Raw genomic sequence first — 26,313 nt, 5'->3', positions numbered from 1 at the left:
AAGGAAATAATTGATTATAATATACTGTTTTGTTTTTTACGGAATCGTTTATACTTATAGATAGAAGAATGTGTGAACGAAGAAAACAAAAAACTGGAGGATATATGGGGAAAAATCAAAGAATATATAAGGAGAACGGACAAGTTATCTCTTTTAATCAGTTAGCGGACTTCTTTTATAAAAAAGGGATGAGGGCTTATAAAGGGCAAAAATTGCAAGATGCAATTAAATATTTTCGAAGAGCAGCGCAAAGCGAGAAGGAGCCGTTTATTTTATGCCAACTAGCAATAGCATTATCTGAATCTGGTGAATATCAAGAGTCGAATCAGATATTTCTAAAGCTTGTTAGATCCAATCCTGAACTTGAGCAATGCTATTATTTTATTTCAAATAATTATGCATATATGGGCTTGTTTCAACAGGCGAAGAAGTATGCAGAGCGATATTTAGAAGTTGCGGAAGAGAAGGAATTTGTAGAAGATACATTAGAATTGCTTGAGATTATGGAAGAAGATGCAATGGGTGCGGAAGAGATTGAGGATGAAGATGAGCTAATTGTTATGCAAGAAGAAGCGAACCGCTACATTCGTAACGGACAATTAGAAGAGGCGATTGCTACACTAGAGGTTGTTACGAAAGAATATCCAGAATTTTGGTCAGGACATAATAATTTAGCGATTGCACATTTTCAATCAGGTAATGTAGATCAAGCGCTTAAGTTAACAGAAATGATTTTAGAGAAAAATCCTGGTAATATGCATGCGCTTTGTAATACGCTTATTTTTCTATATTCAATTGGAGAGCATAAGCAAGTAGAGTCATTAGCGGGGCAGTTAGTTTCGGTATATCCAATTTCATTTGAGCATCGTTTGAAACTTGGAACAACGCTTGCAACAATTGGTCATTTTGAACCTGCATATAAATGGTTCAAAGTATTAAAGCGTCAAGGGTACGAAGGAGACGTCAGTTTTTATTACTGGTTTGCATACTCTGCGTATATGGTGAAGGAACAGCAAGTAGCTGAAAAAATGTGGCAACATGTTGTAGAATTGCATCCTGATAAAAAAGGAAAAGAACCGTGGAATGCACTGAATTTAGCAGATGAAGGACAAAATCTTTTATTTGAAGAGTTACGAAAATCATTTCAGCAAAGTACGACGCTAGAAGAGAAAATGCTAGCTTTATATTTAATGAATGAATTGTCAACACCAGAGAAGGTTGGATTCTTCTTTGATGTAACGCAAGCGAAAAATGGTGTTCCAATCGTATCGCAACTTGCAAAATATTTCTTTTTACTTAATAGTCATAAAAGCATCCCAGCTGATTTACAGCAATTTGAACAGTGCGTACGAATCGCGGATGCATTATACAATTATACGAAAAAAGACGATGAATTAATCGAAGAGTGTTTAAATTTTTGGTTTTGCACGTTCATACGTTTATATACATCTGGAGCGACTTTTACAAATGTGTACGGTTGGTCAGCGGCAATTGAATACATTGTACGCGGCGAACAAAGAAATAAGATGACACAGGCAGAGCTTGGTGATGTATATAATGTATCTGTAGCGACTGTACGAAAGTATGTGCAGGCTGTTAAGCGCACGCACACGTAGGGTAGGCAAATCATTGGGAAAAAAATGATGCTAACAGTATAATGAGGGTAACTTAATGTGTATGAATGAATGGGAGTGAATAGTGTGTCAGAAGAAAAAATTTATGATGTCATTATTATTGGTGCAGGACCAGCTGGTATGACAGCTGCGGTATATACATCTCGTGCGAATTTAAGCACACTGATGCTTGAGCGTGGTATTCCAGGTGGACAAATGGCAAATACAGAAGATGTAGAGAACTATCCAGGTTATGAGTCTATTTTAGGACCAGACTTATCAAATAAAATGTTTGAGCATGCGAAGAAATTTGGTGCTGAATATGCATACGGTGATGTAAAAGCAATCATCGATGGTAAAGAGTACAAAACAATTATTGCCGGTAAAAAAGAATATAAAGCACGTGCAATTATCGTTGCAAGCGGTGCAGAGTATAAAAAAATTGGTGTGCCAGGTGAAACAGAACTTGGCGGCCGCGGTGTATCATATTGTGCAGTATGTGATGGTGCATTCTTTAAAGGGAAAGAACTTGTTGTTATTGGCGGCGGAGATTCTGCTGTTGAAGAGGGTGTGTTCTTAACACGCTTCGCATCAAAAGTAACGATCGTTCACCGTCGTGACACTCTTCGTGCACAGAAAATTTTACAAGATCGTGCTTTCCAAAATGAGAAAGTAGATTTCATTTGGAATCACACTATAAAAGAAATTAACGATGCAAATGGTAAAGTAGGAAGCGTAACACTTGTAGATGTAAATAGTGGAGAAGAACAAGAAGTTAAAACTGACGGCGTTTTCATATACATCGGTATGTTACCATTATCAAAACCGTTTGTTGAGCTAGGTATTACAAATGAAAATGGTTATGTTGAAACGAACGAGCGTATGGAAACGAAAGTTCCTGGTATTTTCGCAGCTGGTGATGTTCGTGAAAAAATGCTTCGTCAAATTGTAACGGCAACAGGCGATGGTAGTATTGCAGCGCAGAGTGCACAGCATTATATAGAAGAGTTAGTAGAGGAACTAAAGACTGTAACAGAAAAATAAGGTTATTTTTCCTTTTGAGAAGAAAGCTACCGATAGGTGGCTTTCTTTTTTTGTCCAAATGTCAAACTATTGTCAAAAATAATTAAGAATATAATGATTCTTATTGTTATACTAGAATTTACGGGAAAAATCATTATAAGAAATGAGGAATTTATTCAGTATGGAATGGCGTAATATATATCGTGGATTTTGTATGGGCGTTAGTGATTTAATTCCTGGTGTGAGCGGCGGAACAATCGCTGTTGTGTTAGGGATTTATGAACAATTGCTCGCAGCAATTAGCGGATTCTTTAGTCGTGAATGGAAAAAACATTTAGCGTTTTTAATACCACTTGCAGCTGGTGTAGCGGCAGCTTTTCTAACGTTAAGTCACGTTATTAAATATTTATTAGCAAATCATTATGAACCGACTCAATTTTTCTTCCTCGGTTTAATTATTAGTATATTACCGATGTTAATGAGAGAAGCTGATGCAAAGGCAACGTTTAAAGGTAGTCATATTGCCCTGTTAATAATTGCAGCAATTCTTGTTGCAATAACAGCATTCTTTAAACCAGATAAGGCAGCTGATCCGATTACGACGTTAACAATTTTAAATGCAATTGGTTTATTTTTCGCAGGATGGATGGCTAGTATGGCTATGCTTCTTCCTGGAATTAGTGGATCGTTTATTTTATTAATTATTGGTGTGTATCCAACAGCAATTAACGCTTTAACTACACTCAATTTACCGTTAATCGTGGTTATCGGTGCCGGCGTGATGGCCGGATTTGTTGTAAGTAGTAAAGGAATTAGTTATTTGTTAGATCGTTATAAAAGTATGACATTTGCGGCAATTATTGGGCTCGTTATCGGGTCGATTGTCATTGTATTCCCTGGCATTCCGACTGGTGGAATTTCAATTGTAAGTTCAATTATTACTTTTATTTTAGGATTTGCGGTTGTTACTTATTTCGGTAAGAAATAAGTGTTTTAATCCCCTTAACGATAAAAATCGTTAAGGGGATTTTTATGTGCTATTCATGGGAAGTAAGGCATTTTGATTGCTTGTTATAGAAAGAATTTTTACAATTGCTTAGCGAAAGGGGACTGGCACCTTCGTTGTAGCAAACTGTTTTTGATAGTATAATGAAATGAGTATGCAGTGAGAAATTTTGCTGCAAGTAGCTGAGGTGAAGAAACATGCAAAGAGTGACAAACTGTGTGTTAATTAGAGATAATGAAGTACTCTTACTCCAAAAACCTCGCCGGAATTGGTGGGTTGCACCGGGCGGGAAAATGGAGCGTGGTGAGACAGTAAGAGATTCCGTTGTTCGCGAGTATCGTGAAGAAACAGGTATTTATTTAAAGAATCCAGCATTAAAAGGGGTCTTCACTTTTGTCATCCAAGAAGGTGATAAAGTTGTTTCTGAATGGATGATGTTCTCCTTTTTAGCAACAGATTTTGCAGGAGAAAACAAATTAGAGAGCGAAGAAGGCATCATTGGTTGGCATACATTTGATAAAATTGATGATTTAGCAATGGCACCAGGAGATTATCACATTATTGATTATTTAATTAAAGGGAATGGTATAATCTACGGTACATTTGTATATACCCCAGATTTTGAGTTGCTTTCATATCGATTAGATCCGAGTTAAACCTGCAAGGAGAGGATACGATGACAGAGAATAATGATATAAAAATGGTAATTATTACAGGGATGTCTGGAGCTGGAAAAACAGTAGCATTACAAAGTTTTGAAGATTTAGGATATTTTTGTGTAGATAATTTACCACCGATGTTATTGCCGAAGTTTATTGAACTTATGGCGGATTCAAAGGGTAAAATGAATAAAGTAGCACTCGGTATTGATTTACGTGGCCGAGAGTTTTTTGAATATTTATGGGGAGCACTTGATGATTTATCAGAACGTACATGGATTATTCCTCATATTTTATTTTTAGATGCGAAAGATAGCACACTTGTAACTCGCTATAAAGAAACGAGACGTTCGCATCCACTTGCGCCAACTGGCTTGCCGTTAAAGGGAATTGAAGCTGAGCGTGGTCTATTAACTGATATGAAGGCGCGAGCGAATATTGTGCTTGATACGTCTGATTTGAAACCGAAAGAATTACGAGAGAAAATTGTTCACATATTCTCAACAGAAACTGAGCAAGCATTTCGTGTAAATGTTATGTCATTTGGATTTAAGTACGGAATTCCAATTGATGCTGATTTAGTATTTGATGTTCGTTTTTTACCAAATCCATATTATATTCCACATATGAAGCCATTAACAGGACTGGATGAAGAAGTTTCGTCGTATGTGTTGAAATTTAATGAAACACATAAGTTTTTAGAGAAATTGACGGATCTTATCACTTTCATGCTGCCTCATTATAAAAGAGAAGGCAAGAGTCAACTTGTAATTGCGATTGGATGTACAGGTGGGCAACATCGTTCTGTTACGCTTACAGAGTACCTTGGGAAACATTTGAAACCAGAGTATAGCGTTCATGTATCTCATCGTGATGTGGAGAAGAGAAAGGGCCATTAAGGGATGAAAAAAGAGAGAAAACCTAAAATTGTTATCATGGGAGGTGGAACTGGACTTTCTGTTTTATTAAGGGGATTAAAACAATATCCTGTTGATATTACAGCAGTTGTAACAGTAGCCGACGATGGAGGCAGTTCAGGTAGATTACGTGATGAGCTAGAAATTCCACCTCCAGGTGATATTCGTAACGTACTTGTTGCGTTATCGGATGTAGAACCATTAGTGGAGGCTTTATTTCAGCACCGTTTTACAACTGGAGACGGACTGAAAGGGCATGCGTTAGGAAATTTACTATTGGCAGGTATGACTTCGATTACAGGAGACTTTTACCACGCGATTACGGAAACGAGTAAAGTATTAAATGTCAGAGGACGTGTATTACCGGCAGCGAATCAAAGTGCGGTACTTCATGCAGAATTAGAAGATGGAGAAATTGTAACAGGTGAATCAAAGATTCCTCATTTCGGGAAGAAGATTAATCGTGTCTTTTTAACTCCAGAAGATGTAGAACCGTTATGTGAAACGTTGACGGAAATTAAACGAGCTGATTTGCTTGTTTTCGGTCCAGGAAGTCTGTACACAAGTATATTACCAAATTTAGTTGTTAACAAAATTGGAGACGCTGTTCTTGCTGCAAAAGCGAAGAAGGTATATGTATGTAATGTTATGACGCAAGCGGGCGAAACGAAGGGTTATACTGCGTTTGATCATGTGCAGGCGTTACATGATCATTTAGGTAAACCATTTATCGACACTGCGATTGTAAATAATCGTGATATTCCTCGTGAATTACGTAAGTTATATGAGGAAGAAATGTCGGAACCAGTTGCACTGGATACAGATCGCTTTGCTGAACATAATATTGAAATCATTCAAGATCGATTAGCGAAATATGATGATCGTGTTGTAAGACATGATACATTAAAGTTAGCTTCTATTTTATATTCATTGTTATAAATGTGCGTTGCCTCGTTTGAGGTAACGCTCCTCATTCATATAGGACAAGATTTTTGTTCCAAAGTAATAGTATAAGGAGGTGTTGACTGTGTCATTTGCATCAGAAACAAAGAAAGAGTTGACCAATCTTGAAATGAAGGAATGCTGTGAGAAATCAGAATTATCGGCGTTGCTTCGAATGAATGGATCGCTTTCTTTTTCAAACCGTCGCCTATCTATCGATATTCAAACGGAAAATGCGGCAATTGCAAGAAGGATTTATACGCTTTTGAAAAAAGGATATGATGTGACGGTAGAATTACTTGTTCGTAAAAAAATGCGATTGAAGAAAAATAATGTATATATCGTGCGGCTTGTTGAGAAGTCTCGCGAAATATTAGCAGATCTTCACATTGTTCGAGATGACTTTTCGTTTATTCGAAATATATCGCAGGAATTAATCGAGAAGAAATGTTGTAAACGATCGTATTTACGCGGTGCATTTTTAGCAGGTGGTTCAGTAAATAACCCAGAAACATCATCTTATCATTTAGAGATCTTTTCGTTATATAAGGAACATAATGATTCTATATGTGAACTGATGAACGGATTTGATTTAAATAGTAAGACGTTGGAAAGAAGAAAAGGGTACATTACGTATTTGAAAGAAGCTGAAAAAATTACAGAGTTTTTAAATATTATAGGTGCTCATAATGCACTTTTAAGATTTGAAGATATTCGAATTGTTCGCGATATGCGTAATTCAGTAAATCGTTTAGTTAACTGCGAAACAGCTAATTTAAATAAAACAATTGGTGCAGCGCTAAGGCAAATTGAGAACATCCGCTATATTGATGAGACGGTTGGGCTTGATATTTTGCCAGATAAATTAAGAGAAATTGCACAGTTACGAAGAGATTATCAAGATGTAACATTGAAAGAGTTAGGTGAGATGGTATCCGGGGGGAAAATTAGTAAATCGGGTATTAATCATCGTTTGCGTAAAATCGATGAAATTGCAGAGAAATTACGCGCGGGGGAAACAGTAGCAAAAAAATAAAAGGTTAAAGGGGAAATGGAGCTGTGGTTCAAAAACTGGTTAAAGTGGCATTAAAAAACGGCTTACAAGCACGTCCGGCTGCGTTGTTTGTACAAGAGGCAAATCGCTTTCATGCGGATATCTTCATCGAGAAAGATGGAAAGACAGTGAATGCAAAGAGCATAATGGGGATTATGAGCTTAGCAATCGGAACTGGTAGCATGATTACAATCACAACAGAAGGTTCAGATGCAGAAGAGGCTTTGGAAGCATTAACTGCATATGTACAATAAAGGGTTATCGCGAATGTGCGATAGCTTTTTTTATTTTTCTGTTTGTGGGGTGCGTGATACCCTTGTACATAATAAAAAAGCGCCCTGTAATAGGACGCTTCCGCTTTTAGATGTATCCAGCTCCAGTGGCTAGAATCTTCGGTCGTTTCGCTTTTACATTCGAGGCAAAAAGCGCCTCGGATGTAAAAGCTCCAACGCCCTGCGATTCTGAACGAGCCACTTCCGCTTTTAGATGTATCCAGCTCCAGCGGCTAGAATGGTCGGTGGCTTCGCTTCTTCCGTCGAGGTAAAAAGCACCTCTTTGTCAGAAGCTCCATCCTCCTCTCATTCTGAACGAGCCGCCTCCGCTTTTAAGTATATCCAGCTCCGGCGGCTAGAACAGTCGGTCGTTTCACCCCTTCATTCGAGGCAAAAGGCGCCGCGGAATCAGGGGTTCCAACTTCCTCCTGTTCTAAACGAGCCGCCTCCGCTTTTAAGTGTCTTAACGATTTGTAAAGATTTTATCGATTAAGCCGTATTCTAGAGCTCTTTCTGCTGTCATGAAGTTGTCGCGGTCTGTGTCGCGTTGTAGAACTTCAAGTGGTTGACCTGTGCGGTCAGCAAGAATTTGGTTTAATTTTTCACGTAAGAATAGGATACGTTTTGCAGCGATTTCGATTTCAGTCGCTTGACCTTGTGCTCCGCCAAGTGGTTGGTGAATCATAACTTCACTGTTTGGAAGTGCGTAACGTTTTCCTTTTTCACCTGCTGCAAGTAAGAATGCACCCATAGATGCAGCCATACCGATACAGATTGTTGATACTTGTGGTTTAATAAACTGCATTGTATCGTAAATTGCCATACCAGCTGTGATAGAACCACCAGGGCTGTTGATGTAAATGTGAATATCTTTTTCTGGATCTTGAGATTCCAAGAATAAAAGCTGGGAAACGATTGAGTTTGCTACATTGTCATCAATTGCGCTACCAAGCATAATGATGCGATCCTTTAATAGTCGAGAGTAAATATCGTAAGCGCGTTCTCCACGATTTGTTTGTTCAATTACTGTAGGAATTAAATTCATCTGTTATTTCCTCCTTTAAAAGCTTTCTTAGTCTTATAATACAATTATGGTCAATGAAGGTCAAACGAAACCACTTTAAATCAAAAAATATGTAGTTGTATCATGATTTATTCGCTATGTTTTTAAAATTCCCTGCTTATGTATCTTCAACATCATAACCGAATTACATAAATTTAAACGTGATTAATGGTGTGGGAAAGGCAAAAGAACGCCTTTTGTATAGAAGCGTTCTTTCATTTTTTATTCTTTTAACAGATAGGTTACTTTATTTAAGATTTTCTCGATTTGTTTTGCGTTTTTACTATACATATCACTCGCTGATTTTGATTTCGTTTCTAAAGAGAATAATTCAAGATCAGCATTGCATTTCTTTAAGGATGCCAATAGTAAAGGCTTGTTTTGAGGAGAAGGCATTTGGAGTTTATCATTATAGATGTCGATAGTAAGTTGTCCGTATGAATCAACTTGACCAAGAAAGACATTTTCAATGACAACACCGAGTTTTTCTAGCTCAGAATGTAACCAAGCGCGATTATGTCCGCTAGCAGAAAGAGGTTCATCTAGTACATTTCCATCCATAATAACAGTTTGCGGTTCTTTTTCGTTTGGCACTTTTAAGCTGATATCTTTTGCTGTAAGTGGTTGGCGATCTTTCTTTAATAATACATTTAATTCACCGCTCGGTTCTAGTACAGCAAATTCAACATCAGCTACGCTGAACGCATTTTTTCCTCTGAGAAGCTCAAGTAATTCATCACTTGTATACTTTTCTTTCTTTAAATTATCTTCAAGTATTTTGCCATCTTTTATTAATACGGTAGATTTTCCTTCAAAAAAATCTCGAGCTGTTTTGTTCTTTAAAGAGAGGATTCCAGTGAAAAAAGGTACCACAGCGAAAATGAGTATCGCAAAGACGCCGTGGAAAAATTTTGAATCAAGCCCTGTAGATACTTGGGCAGCGATGTCACCGATTGTCATTCCGGCTATGTATTCAAAAAAGGAGAGCTGAGAGATTTGTCTTTTTCCTAACCATTTCGTAATAGCGAATAAAATAATTAATATGAATACAGAGCGAAGAATGACAAGTGTCCATTCCGGCAGGTGAGACATAGTCATTTCCTCCAGTCTACTTAAAACCCTTTATATTGAGGTTCTTCACGTTCTAATACTGAAACCCTATTCTGTAAATCAGCGATGATGCTGTCCATTTCTAACATACATTCATGAAATACACGTTTTGATTCCGCGTCCTGTGAATTTAGTGAAAGGGAGCTTAAACTTGCTTGAGCGCCCCTTACACTGGCAAGGCAGGTTTTAACGCTAGCGATAACTGTCATACGAACACCTTATCCTTTCGGTTTGAATAGCAATGCTCCAATGAAGCCGAAAATAATGGCAGCTGATACACCAGCACTCGTTACTTTAAACATGCCGGTAATAACGCCGACGATGCCATGTTTGGCTGCTTCCTCCATCGCGCCATGAACGAGGGCATTACCGAAACTTGTAATAGGTACAGTTGCCCCAGCGCCTGCAAAGTCGATTAATGGTTCATACAGATTGAATCCATCTAATATAGCTCCAGCAACAACGAGTGTTGCCATCGTATGAGCGGGGGTTAGTTTGCCGACATCAAACATAAGCTGTCCGATTACGCATATGAGTCCACCAATGACGAAAGCCCAGAAAAAAATCATTGCGTTGCACCTCCAAATTCAATCGAAACAGCGTGAGCGATACACGGAATCGTTTCTTCTTGTTGGAATGTAAGTGGAGATAGTAAAGCGCCTGTCGCAACGACAAGTATTTTTTTGAATTCTCCCCTTTTCATTCGGTTTAATAAATGTCCGTATACGACTGTTGCTGAACAGCCTGGACCACTTCCACCAGCTATGACAGGTTGACCTTCTCTATAAATGATGATTCCGCAATCTTGAAATTGCTCGCTCTTTACCTTTGTTCCATGTTTATGTAGTAGGTCGTAAGCGATTTCGCGACCGACATGTCCAAGGTCACCTGTTACGATTAAGTCGTAATAAGAGGCGTCAATTTGTCGTTCGCGTAAATGAGCTTCAATTGTATCGACAGCAGCTGGGGCCATCGCACCACCCATATTAAAAGGATCTGTTAGTCCCATATCAATAACTCGTCCAATGGTGGCCGATGTTACTTGTGGACCATATCCAGTGTCGCTTAAAATAGCCGCGCCTGCACCGGTCACTGTCCACTGAGCCGTAGGAGGTTTTTGACCACCATATTCAGTTGGATAGCGGAATTGTTTTTCTACCGCAGCGTTATGACTTGATGCCCCAGTTAATAAATACTTTGCACCTTTTGCATTTACGATACTTGCGCCGAGTGCTAAGCCTTCCATAGAGGTAGAACAGGCGCCGAATAAACCGAGATAAGGTGTTCCGAGTGTGCGGCATGCAAAGCTCGTTGGAGTTATTTGGTTAATTAAATCCCCTGCGAGTACGAATTGAATATCGTCTTTACGGAGCTTTGCCTTTTCGGTAGCGCGGCTACAAGCTTCTTCAAATAAAATTTTATGCGCCTTTTCGTAAGAATCTTGTCCGAGCCATAAATCTTCATGCAGGGTATCGAAGTCTTCAGGAATTTTTCCATTTGCCTCAAATGGGCCACCGACTACACCTGTTGAGATGATAACTGGTTTGTTTTCAAATACCCATGTTCGGTGTCCTTGTAACATTTACAGCCCTCCCCATTGAAAGAGAATCGTTTTAATAAGTGCGATGACGAAAGCGGAAAATACGCCAAATAAGATGACCGATCCTGCTAGTTTAAACATGTTACCACCAACGCCGAGAACGAACCCTTCTGTACGGTGTTCAATACACGCGGCAATAACAGAGTTACCAAATCCAGTAACGGGAACTGCGGTACCAGCACCAGCAAATTGTCCGAGGCGATCGTAGACGCCAAATCCCGTCAGTAGCATGGAGATAAAAATAAGAGTTGCAACGGTAGGGTTCCCGGCAGATCTTTCAGTGAAATCAAAGTACGTAATATAAAAGGTGGAAATCAGTTGGCCTATTAGACAAATTAATCCCCCGACGAAAAAAGCTTTCATACAATTTTTTAAAACGGGGCGCTTCGGCTCGCGCTGTTGTTCGAATTTTTTATATTCCTGTTGTACAGGTGTTAAATTTTTATCTTTACTAGACATTTGAATCCTTCCTTCTCTTTTAGAAAGCTTAAATATTAGATCCCATTTCTGATTGAATGAGTTTTAACTGTTCTTTAATGCCATCCTTACTCACTTTCTTTTTCTTAATTTTGTTTTCAAGTTCTTCTATGAGCATAAAGATCTTTTTGTCTGTACTTACACGAATATCGAAAGTAGGGTTTTCATCACTTAGCTTCTTTTTTAATTTACTTCTTAAAGGCTTTAAACCAAATCTTTCGTGATGTTCAGGTTTAACGGCTATGTAAAGATCTAAATTTGTATTAACTGCGGTGGCTTCTGTAATTCCCTCTATAGTGAGAGCTTTTTTCTTAGCGTCTTGCGATATAGATTGATTAAAGGATTCTGTACTCATTTTTGTTAATTTAGGGCCCTTTTTCTCATCTGTTCGCTTAGCTTCTTCTTTCTTTACTTTTTTATCTAACGGGCTATTATCACATCCGGTAAGTGAACCGAATAGGAGCATAAATAACGCGGTTATGATTCCGAGTTTTCGCATTATAATCATTCCATTTCTATTGCATTATGTAATTTGAGAAAAAAGGATGATTGCATATCACCCTTTTTCTCAAATTGTGTACCATTAGATACAATGGCACCTTTGGTTATTGCTGTGTGTATTGTGGTTCTTCTTGCTGGACTTCTTCAACACGTGGGTTTAAAGAATCAATAATTGTTTGTGTTTGCTGCGCAGCTGCTTGGAAAAGTTGCTTTGCTTGTTGGTTATCCGTATCAAGAGCGAATCCCTCTAAGCTAGCTTGTGCACTTTTTAATCCAGAAACAGTTTGCTTTAGTTTTGTAATTACAGTCATTGAATGAAGCCCCCTTTGGAATATCAATTCAAAGATTATAATTTGTGTGTTTGGGTGAATTTATGTTTGGAAAATTAAGGTGAAGGAATGTGTTTAATATAAATATTGCTATGGAGTATAAAGGAAGTAGGGGATATTTTTATTGATTTAGATGGGTTTTATTGCTATTATTATGAGAAGAAAATAAGCAGGTCTTTACTTGTTGCATTTCACTTCTATTAGAGGTTTTTCGCAAGAAATTAAATGTGGAAAAGCGGAATAGAAGAAGGCTTAAAACCTTGATAATAAACGGTTTATAAAATTTTATCATGCGCCCATAGCTCAGTCGGATAGAGCGGTGGTTTCCGGTACCACGTCTGCCGGGGGTTCGAATCCCTCTGGGCGCGTCAAAAAGTCCTAACTTACGTTTTGTAGGTTAGGACTTTTTTATTTATACGTGTACGTTCAAAATGCCTTGTCGCATTGCTTCTGTTAAAGCTTCGGAGCGTGATCCTACTTTTAATTTTTTGAAGATTTTTGTTAAGTTGTATTCTACAGCTCTTGAACTCATGTACAGCTCATCAGCAATTTGTTTATTGCTACTTCCTTTCGAAACGGATTCTAAGATCTCTAATTCTTTTTGTGTAAGAAGAGCGGTTTTATTTTCAAGTTGTTGAGTCGTTATCTCGTCTGTACGTAGTTGACGTAATAAAGAAATAGGAAGTAAAGTATATCCGTTTACAGCTGCACGAATCGCCATTAATAGTTCTTGCTGCGATGCTGATTTGCTAATGATGCCACTAATACCAGAGTTTATTAACAAATTAAATTGGGATACGTATTCAAAGCCTGTGTATAAAATGATTTTTGCATCTGTTTGCATACGTAATATTTTCTGTGCGAGTTCAATCCCGCTACAATTGGGCATATTCATATCCAATAGGTATACATCAAAAGGTGTAGCGTCACTTCTCATAAGTGCTTCTTGTTCATTTAAAATATATTCCGCTTGCATATCTTCTTCTAATTCAATCATGCTTTTTGTTCCTTCACCAACAATTTGATGATCATCTACGATTAATACTTGAATCATTATTTACCACCTCGGAACTGTAATGTTTACTTGAAGTCCTTTTTCAGCTTCGGATACTATATGTATTTCTCCACCAATTGATTGAAGCCTTCCTTTTATACCGGAAAGTCCCATATGCTGCTTAGGAGAGTAGGGAGTGTCTATATTAAAACCTTTGCCGTTGTCTCGGTAGTCTAGGAAAATACAGTTATTCTCTTCCCATAAAAAGATTGATACGATGGTTGCCTCAGAATGTTTATCTGCATTTGTTAGTAGTTCTTGAATGATACGATATAAAGATAAAATTTTGTCAAAATCGTAATGATGTTCTTGAATTGATTCATAATCAAATTGAATTTGAAATTGCACACGTAATTGTGTTTGGGCTAGCAATTCTCTTAATGCACCAATTAAACCGGCATCTGATAAAAGTGATGGACGTAATTCATTACATGTATCACGAATTTGCTGTATTACATCGTGCATACCGAAGTGGATTTTTTTAAGTTCATTTTTTAATTCTAGTGAAACTGGTTTGTTTTTTAGTAAAGAGTCTAGTTTACGGTACCATACGATTTGATCTTGTAATGCAGAGTCGTGTAAATCTGAAGCGAGTCGCCGCCTTTCTTGTTCAGAAATTTGAAAGAGTAGGCGTGACAAGCTTGCAGAATTTGTTTTGGATTCTAAACTCTCCTGCTCTAAAGAATGGATAATTTCATTGATGGTATACAAATTTTCGTAAATAAGCCGGACGTATGTTGTAACGGTGATGAACCATGATTTTTCATGTGTATTATATTTAATATTATTCACTTTTCTTCCAAGCCAGATGTAGTGTTTTATGTGTTTAGTAGAGTATAAGTAAATGCCGATGCATCCATCATCCTCTAATAAATCATTAATTAGTAATGCTGCCATGCTCCATTTTTTATTTTTAGAAAGTGCGAAATCTTTCGTTTGTCCGTATCCGTTGTATAGTGTATATGTGTTGTCTTTCATATCATATTGAACAAATTGAATAAAAGAAGGTTGCAACATCGAAACGATTTCATTAGTGAATTTTTTCTCTAATTCTTCTGTTTTCATAATAGATGATAGTTGTGCGGTAAATTGTTCGATGTTTACGTATAAATTTGTTTTAGTCCGAAAGAGATGATTACGGAATGTGAAATCTAATCTTTCTTTTAGTATGAGAAATAGAATGTTTAACGGAAAAATAATAATAAAGCTTTGCAGCAGTCGAGAGAGAGAATTGTCTTCGTAATGAATGCTCCAGCTCGTAATAATTGCAATTAATAGAGTTGGAATTATTGAGAGAAATGCGTAATACCGTAAACGGTCAAATACAAACTCTATATCAAAAATCTGCTTCGTCGCTACTAAATAAAAATAACCGATTGGAAGAGAGATTAAGAACATAGCTCCGATATCTGCTGAGAGAATAGGTGTTCCGAATATTGCATCTGGAAGAGCATAGAGCGTAACGAACGGAAAGAAGGCAATGAAATGAATCGTGAGCATTAATTCTAAAAATGGTTTATGGATTGTGCTGTGATATTTGATATAGGCAAGAATTAAAAAGTATATGCAAAAGATAATATTTATTGAAAGGTAAATTAGTTCTAATCCACTGGTATTAACCGTGAAAAACGGAATGAACATCATTAAAATAGAGAGTGATAGTACAAGAATGCCGATTGTAATATTAATTTGTAGAAATATATTAGAAATAACGTATATTTGCTTCTTTTTAAAGAGTTCATTCAACAAGAGAATGAGAGACATAGGTGTACCTTGAAATACAATACCTAAAATAATGATGGCGATAAAATCACCTCTACCAGATTCAACTGCAATTAGAAGGCTCAAAGATGTCATAAAGAGAAATGTTATTAAAAAGAATGTTTCTCGGTTTAAAGGCTTCTGTTTATACAGAAAAATAGATAACCCTGAACAAATAAGAGCGAGTAGGGAGGGGAAGTATACCGAAATGATTTTATCGCGATAATCAATAAAATGTTGTGTTCCTTTATAAGTTTGGGTGATATTGTCTCTTTTAACTTGTATTTCAGATGCAGTTAGTGATTGATTTTGATATCTTGGAAGTATTCCTAAATGAGGCTTTTCTTTATTAATTGAATAGATTACATCTCCTTCTTTTAAGTCCGTATAAGAAGCCCAACCGGAGGATTTAATTTTTGCTATTGTGTATGTAGCTGATTCTGTTTTAGAAATAAGAACGCCGCTGTATGGTTGATTTATTTTATATAAAATATATCCTTGTAAACAAAAATACAGGAAGGTTACACATAAAATGAAAACAAAGTTACGTTGTATTTGCAACGGTTTGGACACCTCTCTTTAAAGGTTTATCATTTAAATTCCGAATATTTTTATAATAACATTTAAGGAGCTTTCATACAATTGACATCACATATTGAAATTGCGGTGAACCACATGAGAGTGGTTCGCCTTTTTTACGGTAAATACAGTACGGATTGCGGACAATAGCATCAGAAAGAAGTCTATGATAAAGATACAACTTAACAAGTAAATGAAGGAGGAAATAGTGATGAAAAAGTTTTTGTTGATGGTAGGCGGAATCGTATTAGGAATGGCGGTTATTTATTTCGTAAAAAGTTAAAAGGAGCTGTTATGGATGGCATTTGAAATTCAAGGATTAAATAAAACATTTGGTGAATATAAAGCCGTTAACGATTTAAATATACGTGTAGAAGAAGGCGGGATTTTAGGGATGCTGGGCCGGAATGGTGCTGGTAAGACGACAACAATTCGTATGATTTTAGATTTAATTAAACCGGATAGCGGCCAAATTCTATGGAATAATCGCCCTTTTTCAAAGAAAGACTTGTCTATCGGCTATTTACCAGAAGAGCGTGGATTATACCCGAAAATGAATGTAGTGGAGCAATTAGTGTATTTCGGAAGGTTAGAAGGAATGCCAGCTAATCTTGCAAAAAGGCATGCGTTACAATGGCTAGAAAAATTAGAAATGACACCACATTTAAAGAAGAAAACAGAGGAATTGTCAAAGGGAAATCAACAAAAAATCCAATTGATTTCAGCGATATTGCATAATCCGGAATTCATCATACTAGATGAGCCATTTAGTGGATTGGATCCTATAAATGCAGAGATGTTAAAAAATGTTGTGCTCGAGTTAATCGCACAAAGAAAAACGATTATCTTTTGTAGTCATCAAATGGACAGTGCAGAAACGTTCTGTGAGGAAATTTGTATTATGAAAAACGGTCAACTTGTATTATCGGGTGCTTTGTCAGATATTAAGAAAAGTTATCAATACAAATATATGACGTTGCAAACGGAAGGAGATATTGAACCTATTCTCAAGGAAAAAAATTTCAATTTTGAAAAAAATAATCGTACGTTCATGATTAAAGTTAATGATGGAGAGGATGCATTTTCGCTGCTTGAAGATATTAAAACTAAACAATATATCCGAGATGTTTCAATTAAAGAACCTTCTTTACATCAAATCTTTGTTGAAAAGGCGGGTGCATAAGTAATGAGGAATTTCTGGATTGTTTTAGGGCAAACGTACTTGGATCGTGTGAGAACGAAAATATTTATTGGGATGACATTGTTATTAATAGGAGGCGGGATATTTTTATTCTCTTTTCCAACTCTAGTACAAAAGTTTTCTGGAGAGAAAGAAAAAGAAAAGGTTGTATTTATTTCTGAAGCACCTAATGTTACGGTGGATCAATCTAATCTTAGTAAAGCTTTTCCAGAATGGGATTGGTCTTTGGGAGATAAAACAAAATTAAATCAATATAAGCAAGACTTGTTAGATAAGAAAGTCGAAGCGCTCTTTATATTAAAAGAGGGTGCGGGTGCTGAACCAGTATTAGATTATTTCATGAAGCTGGATAATCCTAAGTTGATTCAAAGTGCACAGGTATTTGTACAAAATCAGTATTTCCAAAGTACAGTAGTTAAACAACAGTTATCAGAAGAGGCTGTGAAATCACTTACGATGAACGTGCAAGCGAAAAAGCAAAACTTAAATAACGAAGAAACAAGTTCATTTTTACTAGTATATTTATTAGTAGCGATTATGTACTTAGCGATTATGTACTTAGCGATCACTTCATATGGAAATGCTATCGCGACAGCAGTTGCGTCAGAGAAAGCCTCACGTGTTATGGAAGTGATGGTAACAAAAGTATCTCCTGTCCATATGGTTTTCGGAAAAATTTTAGGGGTCGGTCTTGCTAGTTTGACACAGTTATTTATTTTCTTCCTTAGTATAGCGCTATATATTAAATCGGGAGTTTTTAAGGTATCGGATTCATTTTTTGGAGTGAATATTGATGTGAATATGATTACAGGTGAGCACGCTGCATATTTCTTGTTATATTTTGTTCTCGGTTACTTCGTTTATGCAGCGCTTTTCGCAGTGTTTGGTTCCATGGTCAGCAGGCCAGAAGAATTATCAGGAACAACGATGCCGATTACCCTTATATTGATGGGAAGCTTAGTGGTGGAGTTATTAGTAGTACTTGATAATCCTGAGGGGCTAGTATCAAGGGTGACATCATATGTACCATTTACAGCCCCGATTAGTATGGTAGTTAGGATTATTAATGGATCTGTTGGGAGTTTAGAAATTATTACATCTATGGTTGTATTACTGGCTAGCATCAGCTTAATTGCTATGTTTGCAGCGAAGGTCTATCCGAAAGGTGTATTAAGAAGTGGTAAGAGCCTTAAATTTAGTCAATTGTTAAAAAATAATTAATTGTAGGGGGGAATAAAAAATGGGATTTTTTTCGAAAAGAAAACAAAAAATGATGGATAGTAGTGGCGAGAGAAGCGTGAAAAAAATAGTTGAGTTGTCTGTGGAAGAGATGAGAGGAATTCAAGGAGCGTCTAGTGAATCGAACGATTATCTCTATGATTCCTATGTAATTAGGAATCAAAGTTCCTTAGCTTTAAATAAGAGGTTTCTTACTTAATAGGAATCATAAAAGAGTAGTTAGGCATAGTGAAGTGTCACTATACCTAAACTGCTCTTTTTATTTTGGAATTGAACAGAGATAAATTTAATGTTGTTATATATAAAATTAAGGGTTACTATTAGTATGTGGTAATAAAATATTAAGCTTATTATTTTCTTTCAATATTATTCAAATTTAGGTTGTAAGATGTAAATCTCATTAATACATATAAATTAATAATATTTTGGAATGGGTGTCTGCGATAGGATTCTCCTTTTACCAAACTTATTGTACAATAGAAACAAGGGGGAGATTAGTTTGAAGGCAAGTCTTTTACAAGAACAAAGCTTACGTTTGGCAATGACACAAGAGTTAAGGCAAGCGATTACAATGCTCCAGTATAATGTACAAGAATTATCGGAGTTTTTGTATGAGCAATCGTTAGAGAATCCCCTTATTGAGTTAGGTGGTTTTGAGAGGGAGAAGAAAAAGAGCTCTAACACAAGTAAAAGTACCCGCAAACAAGTCGAGAATCAAATGGAAATCTACAGTGTGGATTCTACAACGATTCAGCAACATTTATTAAATCAACTACAGTATTATAAAATAGATGAAGAAGAGCGAAAAGCAGCTTCTTTCATTATTATGAACATGGATGGAAATGGTTATTTACAAGAAACAAATGAAGAGTTATCAGAGCTTCTTTCTGCGCCAATTGATGTAGTGGACTGTTCCGTGGAGCTTGTTCAATCGTTAGAGCCAGCAGGGGTAGGTGCGCGTAATATTCAGGAATGTCTATCAATCCAATTGAAGCGCTTACAAAGAAGAAATGGGTTAGCGGAAGAAATTATAGATGATCATTTTAATTATTTCGTTAAGAAAGATTGGCGAAAGCTCGTTCAGGTGTTGAAGTGTACCAACGAGGAATTACAGGATGCGGTGAACTGTATTACATCATTGCAGCCGAAACCAGGTCTTGCATTTTCTTCTGATAAACCACTTTATATTGTGCCTGATATGGCGGTAAAAAAAGATGGCGATCATCTCGTTTTACAGATGAATGAGAGAAATATGCCAAGAATTGAAATTCACTCTGAGTATAGTGCGTTACTAAATAATAGTGAAAGTGAAGTGGCTTCTTACGTATCGGAGAAGTATCAGCATGTGCAATGGATTATGCGCAGTTTGAAACAGAGAAAACAAACACTCTTACAAGTGATGAATATTATTATGGAAAAACAGCATGATTTCTTCTGGGGAGGTCCAGAGTATTTAAAACCACTTGCTTTAAAAGAGGTGGCGGAAGAGTTAGGTGTGCATGAGTCTACAATTAGTCGTGCAACGCGTAATAAATATGTGCAAACGCCGTACGGTTTATTTGAGATGAAATCGTTCTTTAGTAATTCTATTTCTACGACGGAAGATGAGGCGGTTTCTACAAAGCGTGTGAAACAATTCATTCAAACGCTTGTTGGAGCAGAAAATAAGAAAAAGCCACTTTCGGATCAAAAGATTTCAAAATTATTAGAAGAAGAGCATGAAATCGTTATTTCTCGAAGAACGGTTGCGAAGTATAGAGAACAAATGCATATTCCTGCTTCGTCTCTAAGAAAAACAATTGGATAGGTGAAGAAGATGAAGGTTGTACTATATACAAAAAAAGATTGTGGTCTTTGCGTGAAGGCGAAACAAGTTTTAAAAGAAGTACAATATGAATATTCTTTTCAAATTGAGGAAATAGATATATATGAAGATAATGACCTTTTAGAGAAATACCATCTAATGATTCCTGTTGTAGAAATAGGCGGAAGACAAGTAGAATATGGTAACATTCACAAAGGTGTCATAATAAACTATATAAACAATGCAGTTAAGAGTTGAATAAGTTTCTGTCTCCTGTTACAATAATACACGTAGCAGGGATTATTTTTTTAACCTAAGTGGGACACAAAATGTCACTACGGGACATAAAGTGACCACGAAGGGAAATGAACCGATGTAGTGAGGAGAAAAGATATGCGCTCATGGATTCAGAACACAAAAAAATTATTACCTGATCTGCTACCTGTTATGCAAACGAGAATGCAAGTGCTTCAGTACATTAGGCTTATGCAGCCGATTGGAAGAAGAAACTTATCTGCAAGTCTCGGTATGACAGAACGAGTATTGCGAAGTGAAGTTCAAGTTTTGAAAGAACAAAACTTAGTTCACGTCGCTTCTTCTGGAATGACTTTGACAGAAGAAGGAACAGCTTTAGTTCTTGCTTTGGAAGACTTTATGAAAGAAATTTCCGGGTTAAAGGTTTTAGAAAAACAACTTAAGGAAACATTAGACTTGGATGAAGTTTTCGTTGTCCCTGGTGATAGTGATGAATCACCTTGGGTCAAACTGGAGATGGGCCGTGCTTGTGTGACTTGTATAAAAGACCGTCTGACAGTGAATAATATCGTTGCTGTGGCTGGAGGAACTACGCTAGCTGCTGCTGCGGACATGATGCAACTTGATTGCAAAGATTTACATATGCTATTTGTCCCAGCACGTGGTGGAATTGGAGAAGGTGTCGAGTTAGAAGCCAATACTATTTGCGCCAAAATGGCACAAAATACGATGAGTAATTATCGCTTATTGTATGTTCCAGATCACGTTAGTAGCGAAGCATATGCGTCTATTGTAACAGAGCCCTCCGTGAAAGAAGTTCTTGAGTTGATTCGATCTTCCAATATCGTCATTCATGGAATTGGTGATGCGTTAACAATGGCACGTCGCAGAAATACTTCAGAAGCAGATTGGTTAAAGATTCAGGCAAGCGAAGCAGTTGGCGAAGCTTTCGGTTACTACTTTAATGAACAAGGAAATGTTGTTCATAAAGTAAGAACAGTTGGTATGCAACTTGAAGATTTACAACATGTATCTCATGTTGTCGCAGTCGCTGGAGGTTCTTCAAAAGCAAAAGCAATACAGGCTGTAATAAAGCAAGGGCACACTTCAATTCTAATTACAGATGAAGGTGCAGCAAAACAATTAACAAAGGGTATTACCCTTTAATATAATCCCCCAAGGAGGAAATTTAAATGACTAAAATTGGTATTAATGGATTTGGACGTATCGGACGTAACGTATTCCGCGCAGCTCTTAACAACTCTGAGGTAGAAGTAGTAGCAATCAACGACTTAACAGATGCTAAAACATTAGCTCACCTTTTAAAATATGATACAGTTCACGGAACTTTAAATGCAGAAGTATCTGCTAACGAAAACAGCATCGTTGTTAACGGTAAAGAAATTAAAGTTATCGCTGAGCGTGACCCAGCTCAATTACCATGGAGCGACTACGGAGTAGAAGTAGTAGTAGAATCTACTGGCCGTTTCACTAAAAAATCAGACGCTGAGAAACACTTAGGTGGATCAGTTAAGAAAGTTATCATCTCAGCTCCAGCTTCTGACGAAGATATCACTGTAGTTATGGGTGTTAACCACGAACAATACGATGCAGCTAACCACAATGTAGTATCTAATGCTTCTTGTACTACAAACTGTCTAGCTCCATTCGCTAAAGTATTAAACGAAAAATTCGGCGTAAAACGCGGAATGATGACAACAATTCACTCTTACACTAACGACCAACAAATCTTAGACTTACCACACAAAGATTTACGTCGTGCTCGTGCAGCAGCTGAAAACATGATCCCAACATCTACTGGTGCTGCTAAAGCTGTAGCATTAGTATTACCAGAACTTAAAGGTAAATTAAACGGCGGCGCTGTACGTGTTCCAACTGCTAACGTTTCTCTTGTTGACTTAGTTGTTGAACTTGACAAAGAAGTAACAGTTGAAGATGTAAACGCAGCATTCAAAGCAGCTTCTGAAGGCGAATTAAAAGGTATCCTTGGATACAGCGAAGAGCCATTAGTATCTATCGACTATAACGGATGTACAGCTTCTTCTACAATCGATGCATTATCTACAATGGTAATGGAAGGTAACATGGTTAAAGTACTTTCTTGGTACGATAACGAAACTGGTTACTCTAACCGCGTAGTAGACCTAGCTGCATACATGACTTCTAAAGGTCTTTAATTCTTAAGTATATAAGCAATCAATGACAAAACGAGGGAGAGGGTTTGTTCCCTCTCTCTCTTCTTTCGTTTTAGAAGCAAATGTGTTAAGCTTTTGAATGGGTTTTGTCAATCCTAACTAGTAGTCGGAGGGAAATCCAATGAACAAAAAATCAATTCGTGACGTAGATTTAAAAGGTAAGCGTGTATTTTGCCGCGTTGATTTCAACGTACCTATGAAAGAAGGCAAAATTACAGATGAAACTCGTATCCGTGCAGCTCTTCCTACAATTCAATATTTAATAGAGCAAGGTGCGAAAGTAATTTTAGCAAGTCATTTAGGCCGTCCAAAAGGTCAAGCAGTAGAAGAATTACGTCTTACGCCAGTAGCAGCACGTTTAGGCGAGCTTCTTGGTAAAGATGTTAAAAAAGCGGACGAAGCATTCGGACCAGTTGCACAAGAAATGGTTGCAGCAATGAACGAAGGCGACGTATTAGTTCTTGAAAACGTACGTTTCTATGCGGGCGAAGAAAAGAACGATGCAGAACTTGCGAAAGAATTTGCAGCTCTTGCTGATATCTTCGTAAACGATGCATTCGGTGCAGCTCACCGTGCTCACGCTTCTACAGCAGGAATCGCAGACTACCTACCAGCAGTATCTGGTTTATTAATGGAAAAAGAGTTAGATGTATTAGGTAAAGCACTTTCTAACCCAGAACGTCCATTCACAGCTATCATCGGTGGTGCGAAAGTAAAAGATAAAATCGGTGTAATTCGTCATCTATTAGACAAAGTAGATAACTTAATCATCGGTGGCGGACTTGCTTACACATTCGTTAAAGCATTAGGTCATGAAATTGGTCTATCTCTATGTGAAAACGACAAAATTGAACTAGCTAAAGAATTTATGCAACTTGCAAAAGAAAAAGGCGTAAACTTCTATATGCCAGTTGATGTTGTAATCACAGAGGAATTCTCTGAAACTGCAACAACTCAAATCGTTGGTATCGACTCTATCCCTTCTACATGGGAAGGCGTGGACATCGGTCCTAAAACACGTGAAATTTATGCAGATGTAATTAAAAACTCTAAGCTTGTTGTATGGAATGGACCAATGGGTGTATTCGAAATGACTCCATTCGCAGAAGGTACAAAAGCAGTAGGGCAAGCATTAGCAGATGCAGAAGATACATACTCTGTTATCGGCGGTGGTGACTCTGCAGCAGCTGTTGAAAAATTCGGTATGGCTGATAAAATGAGCCACATTTCTACTGGCGGCGGTGCGTCATTAGAATTCATGGAAGGTAAAGAACTTCCAGGTGTAGTTTGTCTTAACGACAAATAAGTAGCAGCCAAAGAAAAAGGACGGTGCAAAGCATGCGTAAACCAATTATCGCAGGTAACTGGAAAATGAATAAAACTCTATCTGAAGCAGTTAGCTTCGTAGAGGAAGTTAAAGGTCAAATCCCAGCAGCTTCAGCTGTTGATGCAGTAGTTTGTTCGCCAGCTCTATTCTTAGAGCGCTTAGTAGCAAAGGCTGAAGGAACTGACTTACAAGTAGGTGCACAAAACATGCACTTCGAAAAAAATGGTGCATTCACTGGCGAAATTAGCCCAGTAGCACTTAGCGACTTAAAAGTAGGCTACGTAGTACTTGGCCACTCTGAGCGTCGTGAAATGTTTGCTGAAACAGACGAGTCAGTAAATAAAAAGACTCTTGCAGCATTTGAACATGGTTTAACACCAATCGTTTGTTGTGGTGAGACTTTAGAAGAGCGCGAAAGCGGAAAAACATTTGATCTAGTAGCAGGTCAAGTAACAAAAGCACTTGCAGGTTTAACAGAAGAGCAAGTTAAAGTAACTGTTATCGCTTATGAGCCAATCTGGGCTATCGGTACAGGTAAATCTTCTTCTTCTGCAGATGCAAATGAAGTATGTGCGCACATCCGTAAAGTTGTTGCAGAAGCTGTTTCTCCAGAAGCTGCAGAAGCTGTTCGTATTCAATACGGCGGTAGCGTAAAACCAGAAAACATTAAAGAGTATATGGCACAATCTGACATCGACGGCGCTTTAGTTGGCGGTGCTAGCTTAGAGCCTGCTTCGTTCTTAGGTCTTCTGGGGGCGGTAAAATGAGAAAGCCAACAGCTTTAATCATTCTTGATGGTTTCGGACTACGTGAAGAAACTTACGGGAATGCTGTAGCACAAGCTAAGAAACCTAATTTTGATGGTTACTGGAACAAATTCCCTCACACAACGCTTACAGCTTCTGGTGAGGAAGTAGGTCTTCCAGCAGGTCAAATGGGTAACTCAGAGGTTGGTCACTTAAATATCGGTGCTGGCCGCATCGTATATCAAAGCTTAACACGCGTAAACGTTGCAATTCGTGAAGGTGAGTTCGATCAGAACGAAACTTTCCAAAATGCAATTAAAAGCGTGAAAGAAAAAGGTACTGCTCTTCATTTATTCGGTTTACTCTCTGATGGTGGTGTGCACAGTCACATGAACCATATGTTTGCTCTTCTTCGCTTAGCAGCAAAAGAAGGCGTGGAGAAAGTATATATCCATGCATTCTTAGATGGCCGCGATGTTGGACCACAAACAGCAAAAGGTTATATCGATGCAACAAATGAAGTAATTAAAGAAACAGGAGTAGGACAATTCGCGACTATCTCTGGTCGTTATTACTCCATGGACCGTGACAAGCGCTGGGATCGCGTAGAAAAATGTTACCGTGCTATGGTGAATGGTGAAGGCCCTACTTATAAATCAGCAGAAGAGTGTGTAGAAGACTCTTATGCAAATGGTATTCATGATGAATTCGTATTGCCGTCTGTAATTGTTAACGAAGATGACACGCCAGTTGCAACAATCAATAATGATGATGCAGTTATCTTCTATAACTTCCGTCCAGACCGTGCAATTCAAATTGCTCGTGTATTTACAAACGAAGACTTCCGTGAGTTCGATCGTGGTGAAAAAGTACCTCACATTCCTGAATTCGTTTGTATGACACATTTCAGTGAAACTGTAGATGGTTACGTGGCATTCAAGCCAATGAACCTTGATAACACATTAGGTGAAGTTGTTGCGCAAGCGGGATTAAAGCAACTTCGCATCGCGGAAACTGAAAAGTATCCGCACGTTACATTCTTCTTTAGCGGTGGTCGTGAGGCTGAATTCCCAGGAGAAGAGCGTATTTTAATTAACTCACCGAAGGTTGCAACGTATGACTTGAAACCTGAAATGAGCATTTATGAAGTAACGGACGCTTTAGTAAATGACATCGAAAATGATAAACATGATGTTATCATTCTCAACTTTGCAAACTGTGATATGGTTGGCCATTCTGGGATGATGGAACCAACAATTAAAGCAGTAGAAGCAACTGACGAATGTTTAGGAAAAGTTGTAGAAGCGATTCTTGCAAAAGATGGTGTAGCACTTATTACTGCTGACCATGGTAATGCCGATCAGGAGTTAACTGCTGAAGGTGGACCAATGACAGCTCATACAACTAACCCGGTTCCTTTCATCGTTACAAAAAATGATGTAGAGCTTCGTGAAGGTGGTATTTTAGGAGATATCGCCCCAACAATGCTTACACTTTTAAATGTGGAACAACCGAAAGAAATGACAGGTAAAACAATTATTAAATAATTTGCTTATATAAAAAGG

The 26,313-nt window shown here is 37.6% G+C and carries 28 protein-coding genes and 1 tRNA gene; 19 read left to right on the top strand and 10 right to left on the bottom strand.

From position 1 onward, the window contains the following. The first annotated feature begins 104 nt into the window (after window positions 1-104). The 8 genes from SB773_RS03420 to SB773_RS03385 all read left to right on the top strand — a co-directional run bounded on the left by SB773_RS03420 (window position 105) and on the right by SB773_RS03385 (window position 7,468). Window positions 105-1,616, top strand: a complete 1,512-nt coding sequence (locus tag SB773_RS03420) for a tetratricopeptide repeat protein (RefSeq protein WP_002129890.1) — start codon at window positions 105-107, stop codon at window positions 1,614-1,616. Between the two features lie 84 nt (window positions 1,617-1,700). Beyond that, window positions 1,701-2,657, top strand: a complete 957-nt coding sequence (gene trxB, locus SB773_RS03415) for a thioredoxin-disulfide reductase (protein WP_002089563.1) — start codon at window positions 1,701-1,703, stop codon at window positions 2,655-2,657. 160 nt (window positions 2,658-2,817) lie between these two features. Next, window positions 2,818-3,624 (top strand): DUF368 domain-containing protein, encoded by an 807-nt coding sequence (locus SB773_RS03410; protein ID WP_002016085.1) that lies wholly within the window; start codon window positions 2,818-2,820, stop codon window positions 3,622-3,624. 215 nt (window positions 3,625-3,839) lie between these two features. After that, the gene (locus SB773_RS03405) at window positions 3,840-4,298 is read left to right on the top strand and encodes an NUDIX hydrolase (RefSeq protein ID WP_001190080.1); all 459 of its coding nucleotides are present in this window, start codon (window positions 3,840-3,842) and stop codon (window positions 4,296-4,298) included. A 20-nt stretch (window positions 4,299-4,318) separates the two neighbouring features. After that, window positions 4,319-5,200 carry an RNase adapter RapZ gene (gene rapZ / locus SB773_RS03400; RefSeq protein ID WP_000138460.1) on the top strand — a complete coding sequence of 294 codons (882 nt, stop codon included), beginning with the start codon at window positions 4,319-4,321 and terminating at the stop codon, window positions 5,198-5,200. A 3-nt stretch (window positions 5,201-5,203) separates the two neighbouring features. Beyond that, window positions 5,204-6,157: a gluconeogenesis factor YvcK family protein gene (locus tag SB773_RS03395; RefSeq protein ID WP_131246539.1), complete on the top strand. Its 954-nt coding sequence runs from the start codon at window positions 5,204-5,206 to the stop codon at window positions 6,155-6,157. Between the two features lie 88 nt (window positions 6,158-6,245). Beyond that, the gene (gene whiA, locus SB773_RS03390) at window positions 6,246-7,196 is read left to right on the top strand and encodes a DNA-binding protein WhiA (RefSeq protein WP_002016082.1); all 951 of its coding nucleotides are present in this window, start codon (window positions 6,246-6,248) and stop codon (window positions 7,194-7,196) included. Window positions 7,197-7,219: 23 nt separating this feature from the next. After that, on the top strand, window positions 7,220-7,468 hold the full coding sequence (locus SB773_RS03385) for an HPr family phosphocarrier protein (protein WP_002016081.1): 249 nt from the start codon (window positions 7,220-7,222) through the stop codon (window positions 7,466-7,468). Window positions 7,469-7,949: 481 nt separating this feature from the next. On the opposite strand, the gene clpP is transcribed toward SB773_RS03385, so the two are convergent. The 8 genes from clpP to SB773_RS03345 all read right to left on the bottom strand — a co-directional run bounded on the left by clpP (window position 7,950) and on the right by SB773_RS03345 (window position 12,548). Beyond that, window positions 7,950-8,531 (bottom strand): ATP-dependent Clp endopeptidase proteolytic subunit ClpP, encoded by a 582-nt coding sequence (gene clpP, locus SB773_RS03380; RefSeq protein ID WP_001049163.1) that lies wholly within the window; start codon window positions 8,529-8,531, stop codon window positions 7,950-7,952. A gap of 240 nt (window positions 8,532-8,771) precedes the next feature. Continuing rightward, window positions 8,772-9,641: a DUF421 domain-containing protein gene (locus SB773_RS03375; protein ID WP_002016080.1), complete on the bottom strand. Its 870-nt coding sequence runs from the start codon at window positions 9,639-9,641 to the stop codon at window positions 8,772-8,774. Window positions 9,642-9,661: 20 nt separating this feature from the next. Beyond that, complete coding sequence (locus SB773_RS03370) at window positions 9,662-9,868, bottom strand: DUF1657 domain-containing protein (protein ID WP_002167398.1); 207 nt, start codon at window positions 9,866-9,868, stop codon at window positions 9,662-9,664. Window positions 9,869-9,877: 9 nt separating this feature from the next. Continuing rightward, window positions 9,878-10,228, bottom strand: coding sequence for a stage V sporulation protein AE (gene spoVAE, locus SB773_RS03365; RefSeq protein WP_000575919.1), 351 nt, complete (start codon window positions 10,226-10,228; stop codon window positions 9,878-9,880). Next, window positions 10,225-11,241 carry a stage V sporulation protein AD gene (gene spoVAD, locus SB773_RS03360; RefSeq protein ID WP_000938981.1) on the bottom strand — a complete coding sequence of 339 codons (1,017 nt, stop codon included), beginning with the start codon at window positions 11,239-11,241 and terminating at the stop codon, window positions 10,225-10,227. Before spoVAD ends, spoVAE begins: the two co-directional genes overlap by 4 nt. After that, window positions 11,242-11,718 carry a stage V sporulation protein AC gene (gene spoVAC, locus SB773_RS03355; protein ID WP_002129887.1) on the bottom strand — a complete coding sequence of 159 codons (477 nt, stop codon included), beginning with the start codon at window positions 11,716-11,718 and terminating at the stop codon, window positions 11,242-11,244. A gap of 28 nt (window positions 11,719-11,746) precedes the next feature. Further along, on the bottom strand, window positions 11,747-12,235 hold the full coding sequence (locus SB773_RS03350) for a YhcN/YlaJ family sporulation lipoprotein (protein WP_131246540.1): 489 nt from the start codon (window positions 12,233-12,235) through the stop codon (window positions 11,747-11,749). A gap of 106 nt (window positions 12,236-12,341) precedes the next feature. After that, the gene (locus SB773_RS03345; RefSeq protein WP_410588580.1) at window positions 12,342-12,548 is read right to left on the bottom strand and encodes a DUF1657 domain-containing protein; all 207 of its coding nucleotides are present in this window, start codon (window positions 12,546-12,548) and stop codon (window positions 12,342-12,344) included. A gap of 310 nt (window positions 12,549-12,858) precedes the next feature. Between SB773_RS03345 and SB773_RS03340 the strand changes: the two genes are divergently transcribed. After that, window positions 12,859-12,934, top strand: a tRNA-Arg gene (locus SB773_RS03340). Between the two features lie 44 nt (window positions 12,935-12,978). Here the strand turns inward: SB773_RS03340 and SB773_RS03335 are convergent. After that, window positions 12,979-13,620, bottom strand: a complete 642-nt coding sequence (locus tag SB773_RS03335) for a response regulator (protein ID WP_410588578.1) — start codon at window positions 13,618-13,620, stop codon at window positions 12,979-12,981. Between the two features lie 3 nt (window positions 13,621-13,623). Further along, entirely contained in the window at window positions 13,624-15,942 is a 2,319-nt protein-coding gene (locus SB773_RS03330; RefSeq protein ID WP_410588576.1) for a sensor histidine kinase, read from the bottom strand. A 316-nt stretch (window positions 15,943-16,258) separates the two neighbouring features. Here SB773_RS03330 and SB773_RS03325 point away from each other — a divergent pair, with 316 nt between their 5' ends. The 10 genes from SB773_RS03325 to gpmI all read left to right on the top strand — a co-directional run bounded on the left by SB773_RS03325 (window position 16,259) and on the right by gpmI (window position 26,295). Then, complete coding sequence (locus SB773_RS03325; RefSeq protein WP_410588574.1) at window positions 16,259-17,143, top strand: ABC transporter ATP-binding protein; 885 nt, start codon at window positions 16,259-16,261, stop codon at window positions 17,141-17,143. A gap of 3 nt (window positions 17,144-17,146) precedes the next feature. Continuing rightward, complete coding sequence (locus SB773_RS03320) at window positions 17,147-18,382, top strand: ABC transporter permease (RefSeq protein ID WP_410588572.1); 1,236 nt, start codon at window positions 17,147-17,149, stop codon at window positions 18,380-18,382. A 19-nt stretch (window positions 18,383-18,401) separates the two neighbouring features. Next, on the top strand, window positions 18,402-18,599 hold the full coding sequence (locus tag SB773_RS03315; RefSeq protein WP_201032090.1) for a hypothetical protein: 198 nt from the start codon (window positions 18,402-18,404) through the stop codon (window positions 18,597-18,599). A 300-nt stretch (window positions 18,600-18,899) separates the two neighbouring features. Then, window positions 18,900-20,207, top strand: coding sequence for an RNA polymerase factor sigma-54 (gene rpoN, locus SB773_RS03310; RefSeq protein WP_002129881.1), 1,308 nt, complete (start codon window positions 18,900-18,902; stop codon window positions 20,205-20,207). Window positions 20,208-20,216: 9 nt separating this feature from the next. Further along, window positions 20,217-20,462, top strand: a complete 246-nt coding sequence (locus tag SB773_RS03305) for a glutaredoxin family protein (protein ID WP_002089547.1) — start codon at window positions 20,217-20,219, stop codon at window positions 20,460-20,462. 135 nt (window positions 20,463-20,597) lie between these two features. Continuing rightward, the gene (gene cggR, locus SB773_RS03300; protein WP_002089545.1) at window positions 20,598-21,626 is read left to right on the top strand and encodes a gapA transcriptional regulator CggR; all 1,029 of its coding nucleotides are present in this window, start codon (window positions 20,598-20,600) and stop codon (window positions 21,624-21,626) included. Between the two features lie 26 nt (window positions 21,627-21,652). Further along, window positions 21,653-22,657: a type I glyceraldehyde-3-phosphate dehydrogenase gene (gene gap / locus SB773_RS03295; RefSeq protein WP_002016071.1), complete on the top strand. Its 1,005-nt coding sequence runs from the start codon at window positions 21,653-21,655 to the stop codon at window positions 22,655-22,657. Window positions 22,658-22,796: 139 nt separating this feature from the next. Then, on the top strand, window positions 22,797-23,981 hold the full coding sequence (locus tag SB773_RS03290) for a phosphoglycerate kinase (protein ID WP_002016070.1): 1,185 nt from the start codon (window positions 22,797-22,799) through the stop codon (window positions 23,979-23,981). Between the two features lie 32 nt (window positions 23,982-24,013). Then, window positions 24,014-24,769, top strand: a complete 756-nt coding sequence (gene tpiA, locus SB773_RS03285; protein ID WP_002016069.1) for a triose-phosphate isomerase — start codon at window positions 24,014-24,016, stop codon at window positions 24,767-24,769. Beyond that, complete coding sequence (gpmI, locus tag SB773_RS03280; protein ID WP_002129880.1) at window positions 24,766-26,295, top strand: 2,3-bisphosphoglycerate-independent phosphoglycerate mutase; 1,530 nt, start codon at window positions 24,766-24,768, stop codon at window positions 26,293-26,295. The genes tpiA and gpmI overlap by 4 nt, the downstream gene beginning before the upstream one ends. Window positions 26,296-26,313 lie beyond the last annotated feature (18 nt).

It is taken from the genome of Bacillus sp. SIMBA_074, assembly GCF_046534555.1.
In the GTDB taxonomy this organism is placed as follows: Bacteria; Bacillota; Bacilli; order Bacillales; family Bacillaceae_G; genus Bacillus_A; species Bacillus_A mycoides.
The sequence above is the reverse complement of the archived record's forward strand: the minus strand, read 5'-3'. Positions and strand labels throughout refer to the sequence as shown.